17 protein-coding genes and 1 tRNA gene are annotated in these 15,696 nt (G+C 46.9%); 10 read left to right on the forward strand and 8 right to left on the reverse strand.

Annotation, left to right across the window (positions count from 1 at the left end; all coding sequences use genetic code 11):
• Window positions 1-379: 379 nt before the first annotated feature.
• The 3 genes from JWH17_RS13620 to malQ all read right to left on the reverse strand — a co-directional run bounded on the left by JWH17_RS13620 (window position 380) and on the right by malQ (window position 2,660).
• Window positions 380-455: transfer RNA gene (locus tag JWH17_RS13620), tRNA-Glu, on the reverse strand.
• A gap of 73 nt (window positions 456-528) precedes the next feature.
• Window positions 529-1,098 carry a flavodoxin family protein gene (locus JWH17_RS13625; RefSeq protein ID WP_205223179.1) on the reverse strand — a complete coding sequence of 190 codons (570 nt, stop codon included), beginning with the start codon at window positions 1,096-1,098 and terminating at the stop codon, window positions 529-531.
• Window positions 1,095-2,660, reverse strand: coding sequence for a 4-alpha-glucanotransferase (malQ, locus tag JWH17_RS13630; protein ID WP_205223180.1), 1,566 nt, complete (start codon window positions 2,658-2,660; stop codon window positions 1,095-1,097). Before malQ ends, JWH17_RS13625 begins: the two co-directional genes overlap by 4 nt.
• A 282-nt stretch (window positions 2,661-2,942) precedes the next feature.
• Here malQ and JWH17_RS24380 point away from each other — a divergent pair, with 282 nt between their 5' ends.
• The 9 genes from JWH17_RS24380 to JWH17_RS13675 all read left to right on the forward strand — a co-directional run bounded on the left by JWH17_RS24380 (window position 2,943) and on the right by JWH17_RS13675 (window position 11,602).
• Window positions 2,943-4,262: a sigma-70 family RNA polymerase sigma factor gene (locus JWH17_RS24380; RefSeq protein WP_205223181.1), complete on the forward strand. Its 1,320-nt coding sequence runs from the start codon at window positions 2,943-2,945 to the stop codon at window positions 4,260-4,262.
• A gap of 96 nt (window positions 4,263-4,358) precedes the next feature.
• Window positions 4,359-5,453 carry an aminofutalosine synthase MqnE gene (mqnE, locus tag JWH17_RS13640; RefSeq protein ID WP_205223182.1) on the forward strand — a complete coding sequence of 365 codons (1,095 nt, stop codon included), beginning with the start codon at window positions 4,359-4,361 and terminating at the stop codon, window positions 5,451-5,453.
• Window positions 5,454-5,465: 12 nt separating this feature from the next.
• Entirely contained in the window at window positions 5,466-6,527 is a 1,062-nt protein-coding gene (mqnC, locus tag JWH17_RS13645; RefSeq protein WP_205223183.1) for a cyclic dehypoxanthinyl futalosine synthase, read from the forward strand.
• A gap of 6 nt (window positions 6,528-6,533) precedes the next feature.
• The gene (locus JWH17_RS13650) at window positions 6,534-7,775 is read left to right on the forward strand and encodes an amidohydrolase family protein (protein ID WP_205223184.1); all 1,242 of its coding nucleotides are present in this window, start codon (window positions 6,534-6,536) and stop codon (window positions 7,773-7,775) included.
• A complete protein-coding gene (locus JWH17_RS13655) occupies window positions 7,775-8,599 on the forward strand; it encodes a menaquinone biosynthetic enzyme MqnA/MqnD family protein (protein ID WP_205223185.1) in 825 nt (274 codons plus the stop codon). The genes JWH17_RS13650 and JWH17_RS13655 overlap by 1 nt, the downstream gene beginning before the upstream one ends.
• Window positions 8,600-8,624: 25 nt before the next feature.
• Window positions 8,625-9,344: a bifunctional demethylmenaquinone methyltransferase/2-methoxy-6-polyprenyl-1,4-benzoquinol methylase UbiE gene (gene ubiE / locus JWH17_RS13660; RefSeq protein WP_205223186.1), complete on the forward strand. Its 720-nt coding sequence runs from the start codon at window positions 8,625-8,627 to the stop codon at window positions 9,342-9,344.
• 1 nt (window position 9,345) lies between these two features.
• Window positions 9,346-9,912 carry a UbiX family flavin prenyltransferase gene (locus JWH17_RS13665; RefSeq protein WP_205223187.1) on the forward strand — a complete coding sequence of 189 codons (567 nt, stop codon included), beginning with the start codon at window positions 9,346-9,348 and terminating at the stop codon, window positions 9,910-9,912.
• Window positions 9,912-10,769, forward strand: coding sequence for a UbiA-like polyprenyltransferase (locus JWH17_RS13670; RefSeq protein WP_205223188.1), 858 nt, complete (start codon window positions 9,912-9,914; stop codon window positions 10,767-10,769). Before JWH17_RS13665 ends, JWH17_RS13670 begins: the two co-directional genes overlap by 1 nt.
• Window positions 10,742-11,602: a DUF3108 domain-containing protein gene (locus JWH17_RS13675; RefSeq protein WP_205223189.1), complete on the forward strand. Its 861-nt coding sequence runs from the start codon at window positions 10,742-10,744 to the stop codon at window positions 11,600-11,602. Before JWH17_RS13670 ends, JWH17_RS13675 begins: the two co-directional genes overlap by 28 nt.
• Before the next feature lie 30 nt (window positions 11,603-11,632).
• Here the strand turns inward: JWH17_RS13675 and JWH17_RS13680 are convergent, their stop codons facing one another.
• Window positions 11,633-12,034, reverse strand: coding sequence for an Hsp20/alpha crystallin family protein (locus JWH17_RS13680; protein WP_205223190.1), 402 nt, complete (start codon window positions 12,032-12,034; stop codon window positions 11,633-11,635).
• Between the two features lie 10 nt (window positions 12,035-12,044).
• Window positions 12,045-12,506, reverse strand: coding sequence for an Hsp20/alpha crystallin family protein (locus tag JWH17_RS13685; RefSeq protein WP_205223191.1), 462 nt, complete (start codon window positions 12,504-12,506; stop codon window positions 12,045-12,047).
• Between the two features lie 432 nt (window positions 12,507-12,938).
• Between JWH17_RS13685 and JWH17_RS13690 the strand changes: the two genes are divergently transcribed.
• Window positions 12,939-13,829, forward strand: a complete 891-nt coding sequence (locus tag JWH17_RS13690) for a phosphoribosylaminoimidazolesuccinocarboxamide synthase (protein WP_205223192.1) — start codon at window positions 12,939-12,941, stop codon at window positions 13,827-13,829.
• 44 nt (window positions 13,830-13,873) lie between these two features.
• Here JWH17_RS13690 and JWH17_RS13695 read toward each other — a convergent pair whose 3' ends face one another.
• The 3 genes from JWH17_RS13695 to JWH17_RS13705 form a co-directional block, all read right to left on the reverse strand.
• Window positions 13,874-14,098, reverse strand: a complete 225-nt coding sequence (locus JWH17_RS13695) for an RNA-binding S4 domain-containing protein (protein ID WP_205223193.1) — start codon at window positions 14,096-14,098, stop codon at window positions 13,874-13,876.
• 76 nt (window positions 14,099-14,174) lie between these two features.
• Window positions 14,175-14,672, reverse strand: coding sequence for a deoxycytidylate deaminase (locus JWH17_RS13700; protein ID WP_205223194.1), 498 nt, complete (start codon window positions 14,670-14,672; stop codon window positions 14,175-14,177).
• Window positions 14,665-15,528 (reverse strand): alpha/beta hydrolase, encoded by an 864-nt coding sequence (locus tag JWH17_RS13705; protein ID WP_332468415.1) that lies wholly within the window; start codon window positions 15,526-15,528, stop codon window positions 14,665-14,667. The genes JWH17_RS13700 and JWH17_RS13705 overlap by 8 nt, the downstream gene beginning before the upstream one ends.
• Between the last annotated feature and the right edge of the window lie 168 nt (window positions 15,529-15,696).

A 15,696-nucleotide genomic window follows, 5' to 3' on the forward strand; every position in this document is an offset into this window, starting at 1 on the left:
AAAACCGGGTAACATTGGTGTTGGATTTACTTTATTCTTCATGGTTAAAAATAACATTTTTAACCAATAATATCAGTCCGGTTTGCACTAAAAAAACGCCTTAAACTAGCGCCATTCGGGACAGACCCCAATTTTTCCCTGGCATTATCGGTTTTGAGAAGCGACTATTTTTTTGTAATTCACTCGTTGTTCGATAGCAGGTAACCCACCATTACTCAACGATTTTTTTATTCTGTATCGTTCAGGTTGTATGTTGGGAAATAAGAATTATAAAAAAGCGGTTTGTGCTCAAGGGGTTCAAGAGCAGAGGGGTGTGATAGGGGAGGGAGATTGCAGCAATAAAAAAAGGAGAAAGCAAACTGCTTTCTCCTTTTATATATGGTGACCCCAAGGGGACTCGAACCCCTGTTGCCGGCGTGAGAGGCCGGAGTCCTAGGCCACTAGACGATGGGGCCGTCGTGGTCTGAGTTGCGGCTCTTTTATAGGACTTTCAGGTTTTTGTCAAGCTGATTTAAAGGAAAAGAAACTTTATTCTACGCAAAGTTGTCTGCCCAATTCTACCGCTTGCACCAGCTTTTCTTTTTGTTCGTTGATTGCACCTTCGTTGTCTGCACCTTTTACCAAGATGCCGCCGTTGTAGGTGAAGTCCATGGCATCATAGGCGTAGCGGATGGTGAGTTGGACGCCATCAAAGAGTTTGTAGCCGCCGGTCGCGCCCACGCTAACGAAATAGCCCTTTTTGTTGGTACGGTCATCGCTCGTTTGGCCGAGAAGGTATTTGCGGCTATAGAAGACCTGGCATCGATCTATAAAAGCCTTGGCCTGAGCGGTGATGGAATAAAAATAAATGGGCGAGCCGATAACTATTCGCTGGGCATTGGCAATTTTCAGGTAAAGCTCCTGCATGTCGTCGTCGAAGATGCATTCCCCAGTTTGTTCGCAATGACCGCACCCCGTACATGGGTGAATGTCGAGGAGGGGCAGGTCGATTCTCTCTGCTACCTGACCGCTTTGAACGATACCTTGGTGAACTGCATCGAGCAGAATGCTGGTATTGCCTTTTTCTCTAGGGCTGCCGTTTAGAAGAAGAATGTTCATGTTTGCTCCACTTTTTGTTCTGTAGCAACCATCCGGCCGAAAGTGATGGTATGTTCTTTTAACCAATCCGCAAGCTCCTGGGTGATAAACCTGGAAGCGCAGCGCCACTGCCAGTTGCCTTCGATGGTACCAGGAGTGTTTACCCGGCAGTCGTTACCAAATCCCAAAAGATCCTGCATGGGGACTATCGCAACATTGGCAACAGAAGAGTGGGCCATGTAAAGCAGGTCTTTATGGAATACGCCCGCCTCCATATCACTTTGGTTAGCATAGCGCTTGGCCCTTTGTTTGTCTTCAACAGGAACGGTTGGGTTCAGGTACCAGCCGACAGCCGTGTCATTATCGTGGGTCCCGGTGTAGACAACGGTGTTGTTGTCGTAGTTTTGTGGGAGGTAGGTGTTGTCGGTGTCACCGTCAAAGGCAAACATAAGTATGCGCATTCCGGGAAAACCGAGATCTGTTCGGAGTTTTTCCACGGCTGGGGTAATGATGCCAAGGTCTTCGGCGATGATGGGCAGTTTACCTATTTTTTTCTCCATATCTTTGAAAAAGGGGAGCCCTGGGCCTTTGATCCATTTTCCGTTGATGGCTGTTTCTTCTTCCGCAGGGATGGACCAGTACGATTCAAATCCTCGAAAGTGGTCAATTCGGAGCACATCCGTCAGTAAAAAATTGTGACGAAATCTGGCTGCCCACCAATCCCATAATGTGGATTTGGTTTTTTGGTTGGTTGTTTGCCATCGATATAATGGATTTCCCCAGTGCTGCCCTGTGTCGCTAAAATAATCCGGAGGTACTCCTGCTACGCTAGTCGGTTGAGAGGTGCGAGGGTCCAGCTGGAAGATGGTTTGGTTGGCCCATACGTCGGCACTGTCAGCAGCCACGTAAATAGGTAGGTCACCTATAAGACGAACGTCGCGTTGGCGTGCATATTTACGTAATTTTTCCCACTGACGAAAAAAAAGGTATTGTTCAAAGATATGGTAGGAGAGGGAAGAAGCGTATTCCCGGCGGATATTTCCCAGCGTTTCCGGGTCTCGTTTTTTTATGGTCTCCGGCCACTGGAACCATGGCGCATTGGCGTAGCGTTTTTTTAATACCTGGAAAAGGCTGTAATCTTTTACCCATGGATGACGGCTGGAAAAATCATCAAGTGTATCTTGCCGGTTATTAGTGATAAATCGTTGCCACGCCTTGTGCAGTAAAGATTGTTTGAGTTGTAATGCCTTGGGGTAGTCGACAATGTACTCCGAAGTGTCTATAGTCTCATTGTCGTGATTTTCCAGTAGTCCGTCGGCGAGCAGTGCATCAGTGCTGATAAAGAGCGGGTTGCCTGCAAAAGCTGAAGGGCTCATGTATGGTGAGTTGGCAAAGGCTGGTTCTGTAGGCCCGGAGGGGAGGATCTGCCAGTATCGCTGACCGGCCTGGTGGAGGAAATCGATAAAGTGCATTGCCGGCTTTCCAATATCGCCTATTGCGTGAGGGCCGGGAAGGGAAAAAATCGGCAGCAGAACGCCGCTTGATCGTTGTGTTAAAATATCAATGGTGTTTGTGTCGGCCATGTGTTTTTCCTGTGAAAGACTATTTGCTTAAAGTCCATACCATTAAAACCAATATAAGATAAAACTCTAGAAAATGAACAGAATGCTTATGAAAAATTAGATTGAGGTATGCAGAATAGTTTATCCTGTGGATTCTTCTTCTGCATCTATAAAAGTTGAAAAAATGCGGATCTGTGAACTCTGGACTTGAAATTTAAGCAGTAACGCATTAGATTGTCGTCTTCTTTGTGCTTTGTTTAAGCTAATCAATTTATATATATCCGTTGAGGGAGGAGAAGGCAGGTGCTTGCAGGTATCAAAAATGACCTTCTTGAAGCTGGTAAGGTTGAGGGCTGTATTACTTTTCAGCGGCTCAACAAATTACTTCCTGAAAAAATAAAAGATCCGGATGCCATTGAAGAGTTATTCGATTTTCTTGGGGAAAACAATATAGAAATTGTTACCCAGGAAGAATCCGGGAAAAGAAAAACCCTTTCCGGTGAAGAATGGACCGGTAAAAAAAATACAGATGAAGACTCATCCAGTGATTCTTTGCCGGACAGCGAAGAACATGAGTCTGAAGAAACAACCACAACTTACCTCCGGGAGATGGGACAGTTTGATTTACTGACCCCGGAAGAAGAAGCAAAATATTCCAAAACCATTCGCGAGGGGTTTGATGCAATTATTGCTGCTATTCGAGCCGATGAAACCGGCATCAAGGAGATTGAGATGCTGGTTGAGCGTATCGATCTCTGGCAGCGAAGGGATCCGACTTTAAAACCAAAAAAACAGCAGCTTAATTATATGCGGCACTGTGTAAACATGGCCAGTCGCAATAATCAGGATGTGCGCGATCTGTTTGACCTCAATACAAAACTTGAGGCATACAACCGGTCCATCGAAGTAGCCAAGGACTGCATGATTCGGGCAAACCTGCGGCTTGTTGTTTCCATTGCCAAACGGTATATGCACCAAGGACTCACCCTTGCTGATCTTATTCAGGAAGGGAACCTTGGCTTGATGCGGGCTGTGTTTCGCTTTGATTACAAGAAAGGGAACAAGTTTTCCACCTATGCCTCCTGGTGGATTCGGCAGGCGATTACCCGAGCAATATTGGACAAGACCCGTACTATTCGCCTCCCTGTTCACTTTCTTGAACTGCGAAGTCAGTTTTTTAAGGCGTTTTACTCGCTTTTAAAAGAGTTGGGACGAGAGCCTACTCCAGTTGAAATCTCCAAGATGACAGACTTGCCAATGGATAAAATCCTGGCAATTCTAGAGGCATCAAGGGAACCTATTTCGCTGGAGACACCTGTTGGAGACGATGATTCCACCTTAGGTGATTTTCTTGAAAATCAGGAGTCGGAATCACCTTATGATGCCGTTCAGAACAGAGAACTTGCGCATCGGGTTACCGAGGTGTTGTCAACCCTGACTGAGCGGGAAGAAAAAATTATAAGGCTTCGGTTCGGAATTGGTGAAAAAGCAGAATATACCCTGGAAGAGATTGGGAAACGTTTCAATGTCTCCAGGGAAAGAATTCGTCAGATTGAGAAAAAAGCGCTGAACAGGCTTCGACATTCCAGCCGGAGGGATAAGTTACGCTATTTCCTTGATTAAGCGAAAAAATATTATTTTTTTAATAGAGCCCCTTGCTATCAAGGGGCTTATTTTTTTGTGAACAATTTGGAGATGGTTTGCCATCGGGAAAAGCAAATGGACAACTATATTGAACAAGCGGGGTTTGGTAAAATTTTGGAGAAAGTCCGTAACCAGGAGCGTTTAACCCTGGAGGACGGGCAGCAACTTTATAACAGTTCGGATATCCTTGCTCTTGGCTACCTCGCAAATATTGTTCGAGAAAGAGTCAACAAAAACGACGCTTTTTTCATCTATAATCAGCATGTTAATTACTCAAATATCTGTACAAATCTGTGTAAGTTCTGCGCGTTTGGTCGAGAGAAAGGCCACGAGCTGGCCTATGAGATGACCGTTGCAGATGTGAAGGAAAAGGTCAGGGAACGGCTGGACGAGCCAATCACCGAAATTCATATGGTGGGTGGTATCCACCCTGAACTCCCTTTTTCTTATTATGTAGATAGTTTAAAGGCTATCAAGGAAGTCCGGCCGGACGTACATATTCAAGCCTTTACCTGTGTTGAAATCCATCATCTGGCAACCCTGGCTGGTAAATCAGTAGGTGATACGCTGGAGGTTTTGAAAGAAGCCGGACTTGGCTCCCTGCCCGGTGGTGGCGCTGAGGTTTTCAGCCCCAGAATTCGTAACTTGACCTGTGAGCGTAAACTGCCTGGAGATCAATGGTTGGAGGTTGCCCGTACTGCCCATCAACACGGCCTGCGTACTAATGCAACCATGCTTTACGGACATGTCGAGACCATAGAGGAACGTCTTGAACATCTCGATGCCTTACGCAAACTGCAGGATGAAACCGGCGGCTTTCTCGCATTTATCCCCCTTGCTTTTCATCCCAAAAATACCGCAATGTCAGATCTCAGTAATACCACGGGGATGAATGACCTGAAAAACATTGCTGTCAGCCGCCTGATGCTTGATAACTTTCCTCACATCAAGGCCTACTGGGTTATGATTGGACCCAAAACAGCCCAGGTTGCCCTTTCTTTTGGTGCCGATGATATGGACGGTACTGTCAAGGAAGAGGTGATTACACATATGGCAGGAGCTGAAACCGCACAGGCTCTTGGTCACAAGACCCTTATTCGTCTTATCAAAGAAGCTGGTCGCACTCCTATTGAACGGGATACGTTGTATAACGTATTGGCAACGTTTTAAGTGTGGTGTGCTATGTTACAAGAAATTATTTCAAAAGTAGAGCAGGGCGACCGAATCAGCGACGATGCGTATCGTTTTCTTGAACAAGAAGCTGATCTTCATCAGCTTGGCTTTCTGGCCAACAGTATCAGGAAAAGGCTGCATCCCGAACCGGTTGTCAGCTATGTAATTGATCGAAACATCAATTATACCGATATTTGTGTTTCCGCCTGCAAATTTTGCGCTTTTTTCAAAGCACCGGAAGAGGAGGGCGGCCAACTGCTCTCTTCTGATGAACTTATTGCCAAGATAAAGGAAACACAAGCTCTTGGGGGTACCCAGATTTTGCTCCAAGGGGGACTGCATCCCGACAAACCGCTTGAGTACTATGAGGACATGCTGCGCACCATGAAGCTGACCGGTATTCATATTCATGGTTTTTCGCCTCCGGAAATATATCATTTTGCCCAGCTTTCAGGGCTTTCCACCAAGCAGGTTCTCAGACGACTGATTGATGCCGGCCTTGATTCGATCCCTGGCGGCGGGGCGGAAATATTAACCAACAGGGTTCGTGAAGAACTTGCCCCTAAAAAGTGCAATGCAGATCAGTGGATCCAGGTGATGGAGGAGGCCCATTATCTTGGGCTGCGCACCACGGCGACCATGATGTTTGGTCATATTGAAACCGCTGATGAGCGCCTTGAGCACCTGCGGAGGCTTCGCACCCTGCAGGATAGCACTGGTGGATTTACAGCTTTTATTCCCTGGTCTTTTCAGCCTGATAACACCGCACTTGCCGCAGCCAGAAAAATTGAAAAGGTATCTTCCTTTACCTATCTGCGAATGCTTGCCTTGAGCCGCATTTACCTGGATAATTTTGCTAATGTGCAGGCATCATGGGTTACCCAGGGACCAAAAATAGCTCAACTGTCTCTCTTTTTTGGTGCCAACGACTTCGGTTCAACCATGATAGAGGAAAACGTGGTCGCGGCAGCAGGAGTGAAGTTCAGGCTGTCTGAGAAGGAGATCAGGCATCTGGTTACTGATGCCGGGTTTACGCCGCAACAGCGTTTGATGGATTATACTTTTGTCTGATTTTTCGTGAACGATTCCGTCCACATTCACGCAGCCCCCTGGGTGGTGCCGGTTGATCAGCCTCCAATTGCCGGAGGAGGCGTAGCTCTACACCACAACCGAATTGTCGCGGTTAATACCGTGGCTCACCTGGTGGCTGCCTATCCTGATGCTGTTCTTGTCGAACATCCCGATGCAGTTCTGACCCCGCCACTGGTTAATGCGCATATCCATCTTGAGTTGTCCCATCTTGAACAGCTTGGTAAAGGAGATCCGCCGGACCAGTTCACCGGTTGGATTCTGGCTCTGCTCGCACTAAGGGATGCGCTCGGTGCGACCGGCGATGAGGTTGCAGATGCCGCCCGCAAGATTGTGGAGCAGCAGTATGCAGAAGGCGTCAGTGTTATTGCCGACATCGGCAACACCTCTGTCGGCCAGGAGCTGATGCCGCATTTTGCCGGGAACCTGCTCGCCTTTAAAGAATACCTAGGTTTCAGCAACCACAGACTAGGTGACAACCTGGCACGTTTAGGTGCTGAATCCCCAGATATCCTGTGCGCAGCCCATGCGATCTACTCCACGCATAAGCAGTTATTGCAGCAATTAAAACGCAGGGCTAATCAAAACAGAGCCGTTCTCCCTATCCACGTTGCCGAAACAATGGCAGAGATCCAGATGATAAACCAGGGCAGTGGAGAAATGGTTGATTTTCTGGTGAAGCGTGGTTTCTGGGAAAAAGATTTTTTAAACGAAGTCAATGCCTGCAGCGGGGGAACCATTACGTATCTTTCCCAGATAGGTTTGCTTGATGAGCGTACTCTTTGCGTGCATGCCGTGCATGCAAGTGATGAGGAAGTGACAATGCTTGCTAAGAGCGGGGCAAAGGTGTGCCTCTGTCCTGGAAGTAATCGGTTTCTCAAGGTCGGCAAGGCGCCGGTAAAACGTTACCTGGAGGCAGGGATATTGCCTGCTTTGGGCACCGACAGCCTGGCAAGCAACCCTGAAGTTTCTATCTGGAGGGAGATGCAGTTGCTGCATCTGGATTACCCGGAACTCAACGATGCCGAAATTTTTGCCATGGCAACAAAGGGTGGCGCAGAGGCGCTTGCAATCAGTGACCAGGGTACCTTGACTGCAGGCATGAAGGCGGATGTACTGGCAGTCGCCCTACCAGAGAACATGGTCGATGCTGCAGATGTCCTTCGCTATCTGGTAAGCGCTGGAAGCAGGGTGAAACCTGCACGAATACAACATACTTGGAGTTTATAATGGCCCTTATTGGCATGGTTAACTACATCAATACTGCTCCTATCTATGAAATATGGAAGGAAACCCCATATCCTGAGTCGTGGCAGATTGTTGAAGGCCAGCCCAGTGAACTGAATGCCCTGCTGGAAGCCGGTCAGATAGATATGGGGTTTGTCTCGTCGTATGAATATGCGGCACGTCCTGAAAATTATCAAATACTGGCTGACCTCTCCATCAGTGCCACCGGTCCTGTTGGCAGTGTCTATCTTTTTTCCTTGGTGCCTCCTGGCCAGCTGGCTGGAAAAAAAATCGTTATGACCGGTCAATCAGGAACTTCCGTTCGTCTCGCCAAGATTGTTCTTGAAGAATTTTACGAAGTACATCCAATCTATACAACCGGCAATGCCATCACCGTAACCAACAGTGAAGATGATATCTCTGCAGTGCTTGCCATTGGTGACGATGCTCTGCGTTTGCGTTTTGAAAACAGGTACCCTGTGCAACTGGACTTGTCTGATGAGTGGTTTCGGAAAACAGGGCTCCCTTTTGTCTTTTCGGTCTGTGCCATTCGACAGGAGTACCTGGACCGGGAACCTGAGGAGGCTCGGGCAATCAGAGAAACTTTTGTAGATTGCCGGATAAGGGGAGTAGAGAAAATGGCTGAAATTTGTGATAGGGTAGCCAGACGTATTCCCATGGATTGCGAAATGTGCTCAAGTTATCTCAATGGAATACAACACGACCTTTCTGTAACCAAAAGGCAAGGCTTGGAGTTGTTCTTCACCTATTTGATGAAAAGAAATGAGGCTTCGCCTGCTGCGCTGCCTCTCAAAATATTTCGCTGATACAATAGTTTGGTTCGATAATTTTATGCAGAATATAGAAGCCCCTGAGGCGAAGAAAAAATTTGTAAGGGAAAAATTTTCCTCCATCAGCAAAAAGTACGACTTGCTTAATTCCCTGCTGTCTTTTCAGATAGACAGGTATTGGCGATGGAAGACGACCAGGCTGCTTCGTGAATTTCCCGATGGCGCTGTGCTTGATCTCTGCGCCGGCACCCTGCCCTTGTCATTGGAACTGGCTCGACAGGCCTCTGCCAGACAGGTCGTTTCCATAGATTTCTGTGAGGATATGCTGAGTGCCGGGAAAAAAGCACTGCCGCGAGATCAGCGCAAAGATCGCATCACCCCGGTTTGTGGCGATGGCGAAGAAATACCTGCGGCAACTAATTCTTTTTGGGGCTGCACCGTAGCTTTTGGGGTGCGCAATCTTGCCCAGACCCTGAAAGGACTGAAAGAAATGCACCGGGTTCTTAAGCCTTCTGGAAAACTCCTTATCCTTGAGTTTTCCAGGCCCACCAATCCCATTGTAAAACCGGTGTATACCTTTTATCTCAATAAAGTTTTGCCTGCCGTAGCCGGGCTTGTTTCCGGCGACAAAGAAGCGTACGAATATCTAGCTTCATCCATTGCTGCTTTTTACGAGCCAGAGGAGCTTTTATCCATGATGCGTGAAGCAGGATTTACCGAGGTACAGCGCAAGCCACTTACTTTTGGCATCGTATCAATATATATCGGAATAAAGAGCTGATATGACTGTCAAACGTGTACTTTTAGGGGTGACCGGTGCGACAGGGATGTTGTATGTGCCGAGTCTGCTCGAACAACTGCACAGGCAGAAAATAGAGGTCCACAGTGTTATTTCTACTTCCGGGGCACAGGTGCTGCGCTATGAACTGGGTATTGACAAGATTGACTTGCCCTATGTGAGTCAATGGTTTGCTGAAGATAACTTTGCAGCTAAACCGGCTTCCGGATCCGCCCGTTATGATGCAATGGTCGTTTTGCCTTGTACCATGGGGACCCTTGCGGCCATTGCCAGCGGTTATTCCGGTAATCTTATTCACCGTGCTGCTGATGTGACGCTTAAGGAAAGACGTCCGCTTATTCTGGCTGTTCGAGAAACGCCGCTCAACCGAACCCACCTGAAAAATATGCTCACCGTCCACGATGCAGGTGCAGCGCTTTGTCCGCCTATGCCTGCTTTCTACAATAAGCCCCGTGACTTTGATGCAATGGCAAGAAATTACACAGGTCGGATATGTGACTTGCTTGGTCTCACCGATAATGCAGGTGAGAGGTGGAAAGGAGAAGAGTGATGCTGAAAAAGTTGCACACGTTGCTTGAAATGATCAAGTTCAAGTACACTGTTTTTGCCATGCCTTTTGCTCTGATTGGAGCCTTTTTGGCAGGGCGAGGGGTTCCAGGAGTATGGACTTTTTTCTGGATTATCATAGCAATGGTGGGAGCGCGAACCTGCGCCATGGGGTTTAACCGGATCGCTGACCGTAAGTTTGATGCTGCAAATCCACGAACAGCCTCTCGGGCGATACCTGCCGGCGAGGTGTCACTTTTTGAATCTTGGTTACTGGTGATTGTTTCTGGAGGCGTTTTCTTTTTTTCTTGTGCCATGCTCAATACAACCGCGCTGTTGATATCACCGGTTGCACTGGGACTGACTCTCTTTTATTCGCTGACCAAGCGTTTCACATGGCTTTGTCATGTTGTCCTTGGTGTGGCTCAGGCCTTTGCCCCTCTAGGGGGGTGGGTAGCTGTCTCTGGAACGCTTAGCGGATATCCTTGGGTGCTTTCGCTCGGGGTGCTGTTTTGGGTGGCCGGTTTTGACTGTATCTATGCCTGTCTTGATGCTGAATTCGATAAATCTGCAGGACTTCACTCCATGCCTTCTATCTTAGGCCGCGAAAGAAGTTTTCGTATAGCCGTTCTGTTTCATGCGCTGGCCTTTGTCCTCTTTACCTTGACAGGAGTGCTCACAGACCTCAACTTGTTCTATTACATAGGCATCATTATTACTGGGGGAGCTTTGTTTTATCAGCACTTGATAGTGACTCCTACTGATTTATCCCGTATTAAGATGTCGTTTTTTTCAATGAACGGATTTATTTCACTGACTCTCTTTGTGGCTACATGGCTTTCTCTCGCTACATCTGGTTAACAGGTTTTTATATCCATTTCTTCCTTTTCATCGCCTGTTTTGCCGGTTGGGCTGGAAAAGATGCGGCTGCGGAGAACAATATTGTTGAAACGCAAATGGAACACCTGCGACCTGATGTACTGGCAAACATGTTTGATGGGGAAGAGCAGATGCACTTCAGTATCTCCTGGAGTGGTGGCCCCAAGATAGGTGATCTTTACCTGTCAGTGAAAAAACAAGCAGAGACGGATGAGTATGTTATTCGTGTCCGGGTGACTGATTATGGCTTGTTTAAGCTGTTTTACCCGGTGGACGATACCTTTACGACCTATGTAAAGGGTGATTTGAAACTGCCGGTACGCTATGAGGTCCTCCAGAAAGAGGGCAGGGGAAGCGAAACCAAACGCTTGACTCACTATGATCAGCAAGCACTGCAGGTCACCTATCGTAAGAATCAACAACCAACAGAAGTGTTTCCCATCCTCGGCACCGTGTACAATGAGTTTTCCGCTTTCTTCATCACCCGAGCCCTCAGACTGATGAAAGGTACCGACAGAATCATCCCTGCCTTTGTTGATAAAAAAAGGCATGAGGTTGCAGTTCAGCTGCTGAGCAGGGAGCCTCGTAAATCAATTTTTGGCGAAGTGCCGACCCTCAAGGTCAAGCCGGTAATGAGTTTTAAAGGGTTATACGATAAAGATGGCGACACTGTCTTCTGGTTGACAGACGACGAGTGCCGCATACCGGTAGAGATAGAATCTAAAATACTGATAGGGTTTCTCAGTGCTGAACTGGTAGAGTACAGCAGTACTTCTTGCCCCGTTGGCTCAGCAAAAGAAGCCGCTACTAAGTAGCGGTCCTCAGTATTGCTTATAGAAAAAGAATTATCCCATTTTTACTTCTATTTTTTTGGGTTGCACAGGAACCTGTTTGGGTAACATTACTTTCAGTACCCCGCCTGCAAGGGAAGCTTCAATCTTTTCCCTGTCAATGGTTTCGGCAACGGTAAATTTTCGCATGTAGTGTCCACTCTCATATTCTTCAAGTATCACTCTGCCTACCGGCTGCTGATCAGTCATCTTTCCGTGGATGGTTAATATATTGTCGTCCAAGGAGATCTCGACATTTTCCTGGGATACTCCTGGAACATCGGCAATGACGATTACCGCCTCCGGCGTCTCGAATATATCTACTAACGGCGAGAAATAGTTCTCAGCTTTTGTTGCTTCTTCAGTGCTGGCAGCATGAGGGGTTTTGGGTTGTGCCTTGAGATCCTGATTGCTCATCTTGACCTCCTTATTCTGATAGAATCTGTATTTTTCTAGGGGTTGCCTTGGCCGCTTTAGGCAGGGTGATTGTCAATATGCCGTCAATCAAACGGGCAGAGAGGTTGTCCAGGTCTATTTTGACCGGTAGTGCTACCGCTCTGCTAAAGGTTCCTGATTCAATCTCCCTGCGGTGGTAGGAGACTGGTGTGTCTTTGGCGACAGCGTTTTCCCTTTTGCCTTTAAGCGTTAGTGTTTCGCCTTCCACTGAAATGTCGAGGTCTTGATTGGAAACGCCTGGTATTTCAGCAGTGACTATGAGTCTGTCATCCTGCTCATAGATATTTAAAGCCGGAAAAACATTTGATCTCTCCTGCTGCCGGCCACGGTCTCCGTAATTTTTTGACAATTCATCCAAACCTTGTCGGATACGTTCAAATTCAGCCCAGGGATTTCTGAATGGTGCCCTTTCGGCAAAGCGTATAATCGGCATTTGTGCCTCCTTTTAGTGGCATTGGTTTTTCTTTTAATGATTAAAATAAGTTGCTATGTTTCCTTGTCAAGCAGACTCTAAAAAAGGTGTAACTATTCAGCAGCACCCCACGGAGTCTGCGCTTACCTCTCTCCACGATCTGCCCGCCCAGCATACTGATGTATCGAAGTCGGAGCTTATCTGCTAATCGGTCAGCTTGTGAACATTTGGAGCACTGCTGAACAGTTACAGTTCGGGGTAGAGTTACAGTTTTTAGCTCTTCGCTGAATAGTTACAAAAAGGTTTTTTATAAAAAACGTCATTAGCTCGATATCTTACATGGCACCAAGTGCATCATTTTGCTTGTGGTTCCATTAATACTATTTCTTTTTTTCAAATCAGTATTATTAATTTCATTTCTTTCAAATTAAATACTATTGTAGGAGTATTTCCATGAGTAACGCTGTCATAACCACCGACTGTCCTGAATTGAAATTGCTTTCCCGAGGCAAAGTCAGGGATATGTACGAAATCCCTGGCCATCCTGATAAGCTGTTGATGGTCGCTACCGACAGAATTTCCGCCTATGATGTGATTATGGATGATCCCATTGCAGGCAAAGGCAAGGTGTTGACCCAGATATCTCTGTTCTGGTTCAACCTGCTCGGCGATATCGTCCCCAATCATCTGATTTCTGCAGATGTGGATCAGTTCCCCGCTGTTTGTCACCAATATCGCGATCAGTTAGAAGGACGTTCCATGCTGGTGAAGCGAAGCAAGGTGCTTCCCATTGAATGCATCGTTCGGGGATATCTCTCCGGCTCTTTTTGGAAGGCCTATCAGAAAGATACTACGGTCTGTGGCTTTGCTTTACCTGAGGGAATGGTTGAATCGGGTAAATTCCCTCAGCCGCTGTTTACACCCTCTACAAAGGCGGAGCAGGGATTACATGATGAGAACATATCTTTGGAAAAAATGGAGGAAATTGTCGGTAAGGATATCGCTGATAAAATGGCTGCTATCAGTACCCAGCTCTATGAGAAGGCTGCCGATTATGCCAAGACCAAGGGTATTATCATTGCTGATACAAAATTTGAACTGGGGATGGTTGGGGACGAGCTTATCTTAATTGATGAGGTGTTGACTCCGGATTCCTCACGTTTCTGGCCGCTTGACGAATACCAGGAAGGCAAGGCACAGCCAAGTTTTGATAAACAGTTTTTACGGGATTACCTCTCCAGCCTGGATTGGGATAAACAACCGCCTGCTCCTAAACTGCCGGCTGAAATCCTGCAGAAAACCGAGGCACGCTATTTGGAAGCCCAACGGAAACTCACTGCTTAAACAGGAGTATTCTTACATCCTCTGCCTTTCTCCGGCAGAGGATGTTACTCTGTTACTTCTAACGTTACGCCATTGAATGTAACTTTGTCGCCGACAACGATTTTGTTTCTTTTCCTTGTCTCTGTCGTACCGTTTACCTGGACCATTCCTTCACTGATTACAAATTTTGCCTCACCGCCGCTTGCGGTAAGATTTTCCCGTTTAAGCAGTTTGTAGAGTTCAATAAACGGGGTGGATATGGAGGTTTGGTAATATTCGATGTTAGTCATGCTATCCTTTTGGGGAAAGGAAAAGAAAAAGAGGGCATTGCCAGGATGAATCGGTCTTTTTTCAATGCCGAATACATTACTTTTGGTCCTGAAAGTTCAGAAGGATGGAATTTCGCTCAGGAACAAAAGGCCGGTAATGAGTGTTGGATTTCTCAAGCATTATTTTAGATGCCCTGACCGATTCGGTATCTTTGTACTTATCCGACATATATATGATTTCACGAATACCCGCTTGAATGATGACTTTTGTGCATTCATTGCAGGGAAACAGGGCAACATATATACGGCAATCACGCAGGTCGAAGGTGATGGAGTTGAGGACTGCATTAAGTTCAGCATGACAGACATAAGGGTATTTGGTATCGAGCAAATCACCCTCTCTGGCCCAGGGAAGATCATCATCCGAGCAACCCCAGGGAAATCCGTTATACCCCACACCGACAATTTTATTTTGCGGGTTGGCTACGCAGGCCCCAACCTGAGTGCTGGGATCTTTGGAGCGCAAACCTGATAACAGGGCTACTGCCATGAAATATTCATCCCACGACAGGTAGTCTTTTCTTTTTTCAGTCATTTTGTTGTGCTGCCTGCTGTGCTTTAAACGCTTTTCTTCTTTCCCGCCAATCAGGCACGGCATCAGTGACTTTATCGATAAATTTTTTGATTGTCTGGAAGTAGATTACACCACCGACGGCGATCAGGGAGTTATGGTCTGCACCAGGGACAACCTGAAGTTCTTTAGTTTTGGCGCCGCACATGGAATGTAGTTTTTCTGCTTGCCACATCGGGAGCAGTTGGTCAATCTGACCATGGAGCATGAAGGTTGGTTTTGTAAACTGTTCTATCTTGCCCGCATTGTCAAAAGTCTGTCCTTCATGGAGGCCAAATGCTTCAAGGTCGATGCCCAGTACTTTTGCCAACGGCAGCGTGAGGGCAAAACCAGAATCTATGATCAGGCCGGTAAGGTCGTCGGCTCGGTTAACTGCAATATCTATGGCGCAAGCACTACCCAGCGAGCGGCCCATGACAAATATATCACCGGTATACCCGTTATCAATAAACCAGGAACGGAGTTGGTCAAAGCACTGGTTGCTGTCTTCCAGGAAAGTGCTGAGCAATGGGGTGCCTTCGCTCCACCCGTATCCTCTATAGTCGGCAATAGCAAAGTTGATACCCTGTTGTTGGTACATAGGACCTATTTCATCATAGTCCGGAACGACTTCACCATTGCCATGAAAGAAAATAATGATGGGAGCCTCTTTAGAGACGGTAAAAATGCGGCATCCGATTCGCAGACCATCACCAACGGTTGCATCCATATCCACCGCATCTTTGGGCGGCGTGTTTTGTGGGGTAGTGCGTGGATGGAAGAGTAATTGTAAAATTTGTGGGGTATCCATCAGGGTTGCTATATCGGTTGTGTCTGGCACAGTTTTCTCCATTGTTGTATTCTGATTTTTCCATCCGGCAAGTAAAAAACTTGCAATAAGCAGCAAGCAGAGCATCGTTTTTCTGCCGGCAAGCAACGGGCAAGAAATTTTTGCCTCTGTCTTGGTACAAGTGGCACCTAGCATAATTGATCAAACGAAAATGGTCAA

Origin of the sequence: Desulfogranum marinum, from assembly GCF_016918565.1 — a bacterium.
GTDB classification, from domain to species: domain Bacteria; phylum Desulfobacterota; class Desulfobulbia; order Desulfobulbales; family Desulfobulbaceae; genus Desulfogranum; species Desulfogranum marinum.

What these genes read in the sequence shown, in the direction of transcription:
- JWH17_RS13675 (WP_205223189.1), top strand. Translation starts at nt 10,742, where the DNA reads ATGGCTTTCTCTCGCTACATCTGGTTAACAGGTTTTTATATCCATTTC.
- JWH17_RS13680 (WP_205223190.1), bottom strand. Translation starts at nt 12,034, where the DNA reads ATGAGCAATCAGGATCTCAAGGCACAACCCAAAACCCCTCATGCTGCC.
- JWH17_RS13695 (WP_205223193.1), bottom strand. Translation starts at nt 14,098, where the DNA reads ATGACTAACATCGAATATTACCAAACCTCCATATCCACCCCGTTTATT.
- malQ (WP_205223180.1), bottom strand. Translation starts at nt 2,660, where the DNA reads ATGGCCGACACAAACACCATTGATATTTTAACACAACGATCAAGCGGC.
- JWH17_RS13665 (WP_205223187.1), top strand. Translation starts at nt 9,346, where the DNA reads ATGACTGTCAAACGTGTACTTTTAGGGGTGACCGGTGCGACAGGGATG.
- mqnE (WP_205223182.1), top strand. Translation starts at nt 4,359, where the DNA reads ATGGACAACTATATTGAACAAGCGGGGTTTGGTAAAATTTTGGAGAAA.
- JWH17_RS13670 (WP_205223188.1), top strand. Translation starts at nt 9,912, where the DNA reads ATGCTGAAAAAGTTGCACACGTTGCTTGAAATGATCAAGTTCAAGTAC.
- ubiE (WP_205223186.1), top strand. Translation starts at nt 8,625, where the DNA reads ATGCAGAATATAGAAGCCCCTGAGGCGAAGAAAAAATTTGTAAGGGAA.
- JWH17_RS13700 (WP_205223194.1), bottom strand. Translation starts at nt 14,672, where the DNA reads ATGACTGAAAAAAGAAAAGACTACCTGTCGTGGGATGAATATTTCATG.
- JWH17_RS13690 (WP_205223192.1), top strand. Translation starts at nt 12,939, where the DNA reads ATGAGTAACGCTGTCATAACCACCGACTGTCCTGAATTGAAATTGCTT.
- JWH17_RS13655 (WP_205223185.1), top strand. Translation starts at nt 7,775, where the DNA reads ATGGCCCTTATTGGCATGGTTAACTACATCAATACTGCTCCTATCTAT.
- mqnC (WP_205223183.1), top strand. Translation starts at nt 5,466, where the DNA reads ATGTTACAAGAAATTATTTCAAAAGTAGAGCAGGGCGACCGAATCAGC.
- JWH17_RS13685 (WP_205223191.1), bottom strand. Translation starts at nt 12,506, where the DNA reads ATGCCGATTATACGCTTTGCCGAAAGGGCACCATTCAGAAATCCCTGG.
- JWH17_RS13625 (WP_205223179.1), bottom strand. Translation starts at nt 1,098, where the DNA reads ATGAACATTCTTCTTCTAAACGGCAGCCCTAGAGAAAAAGGCAATACC.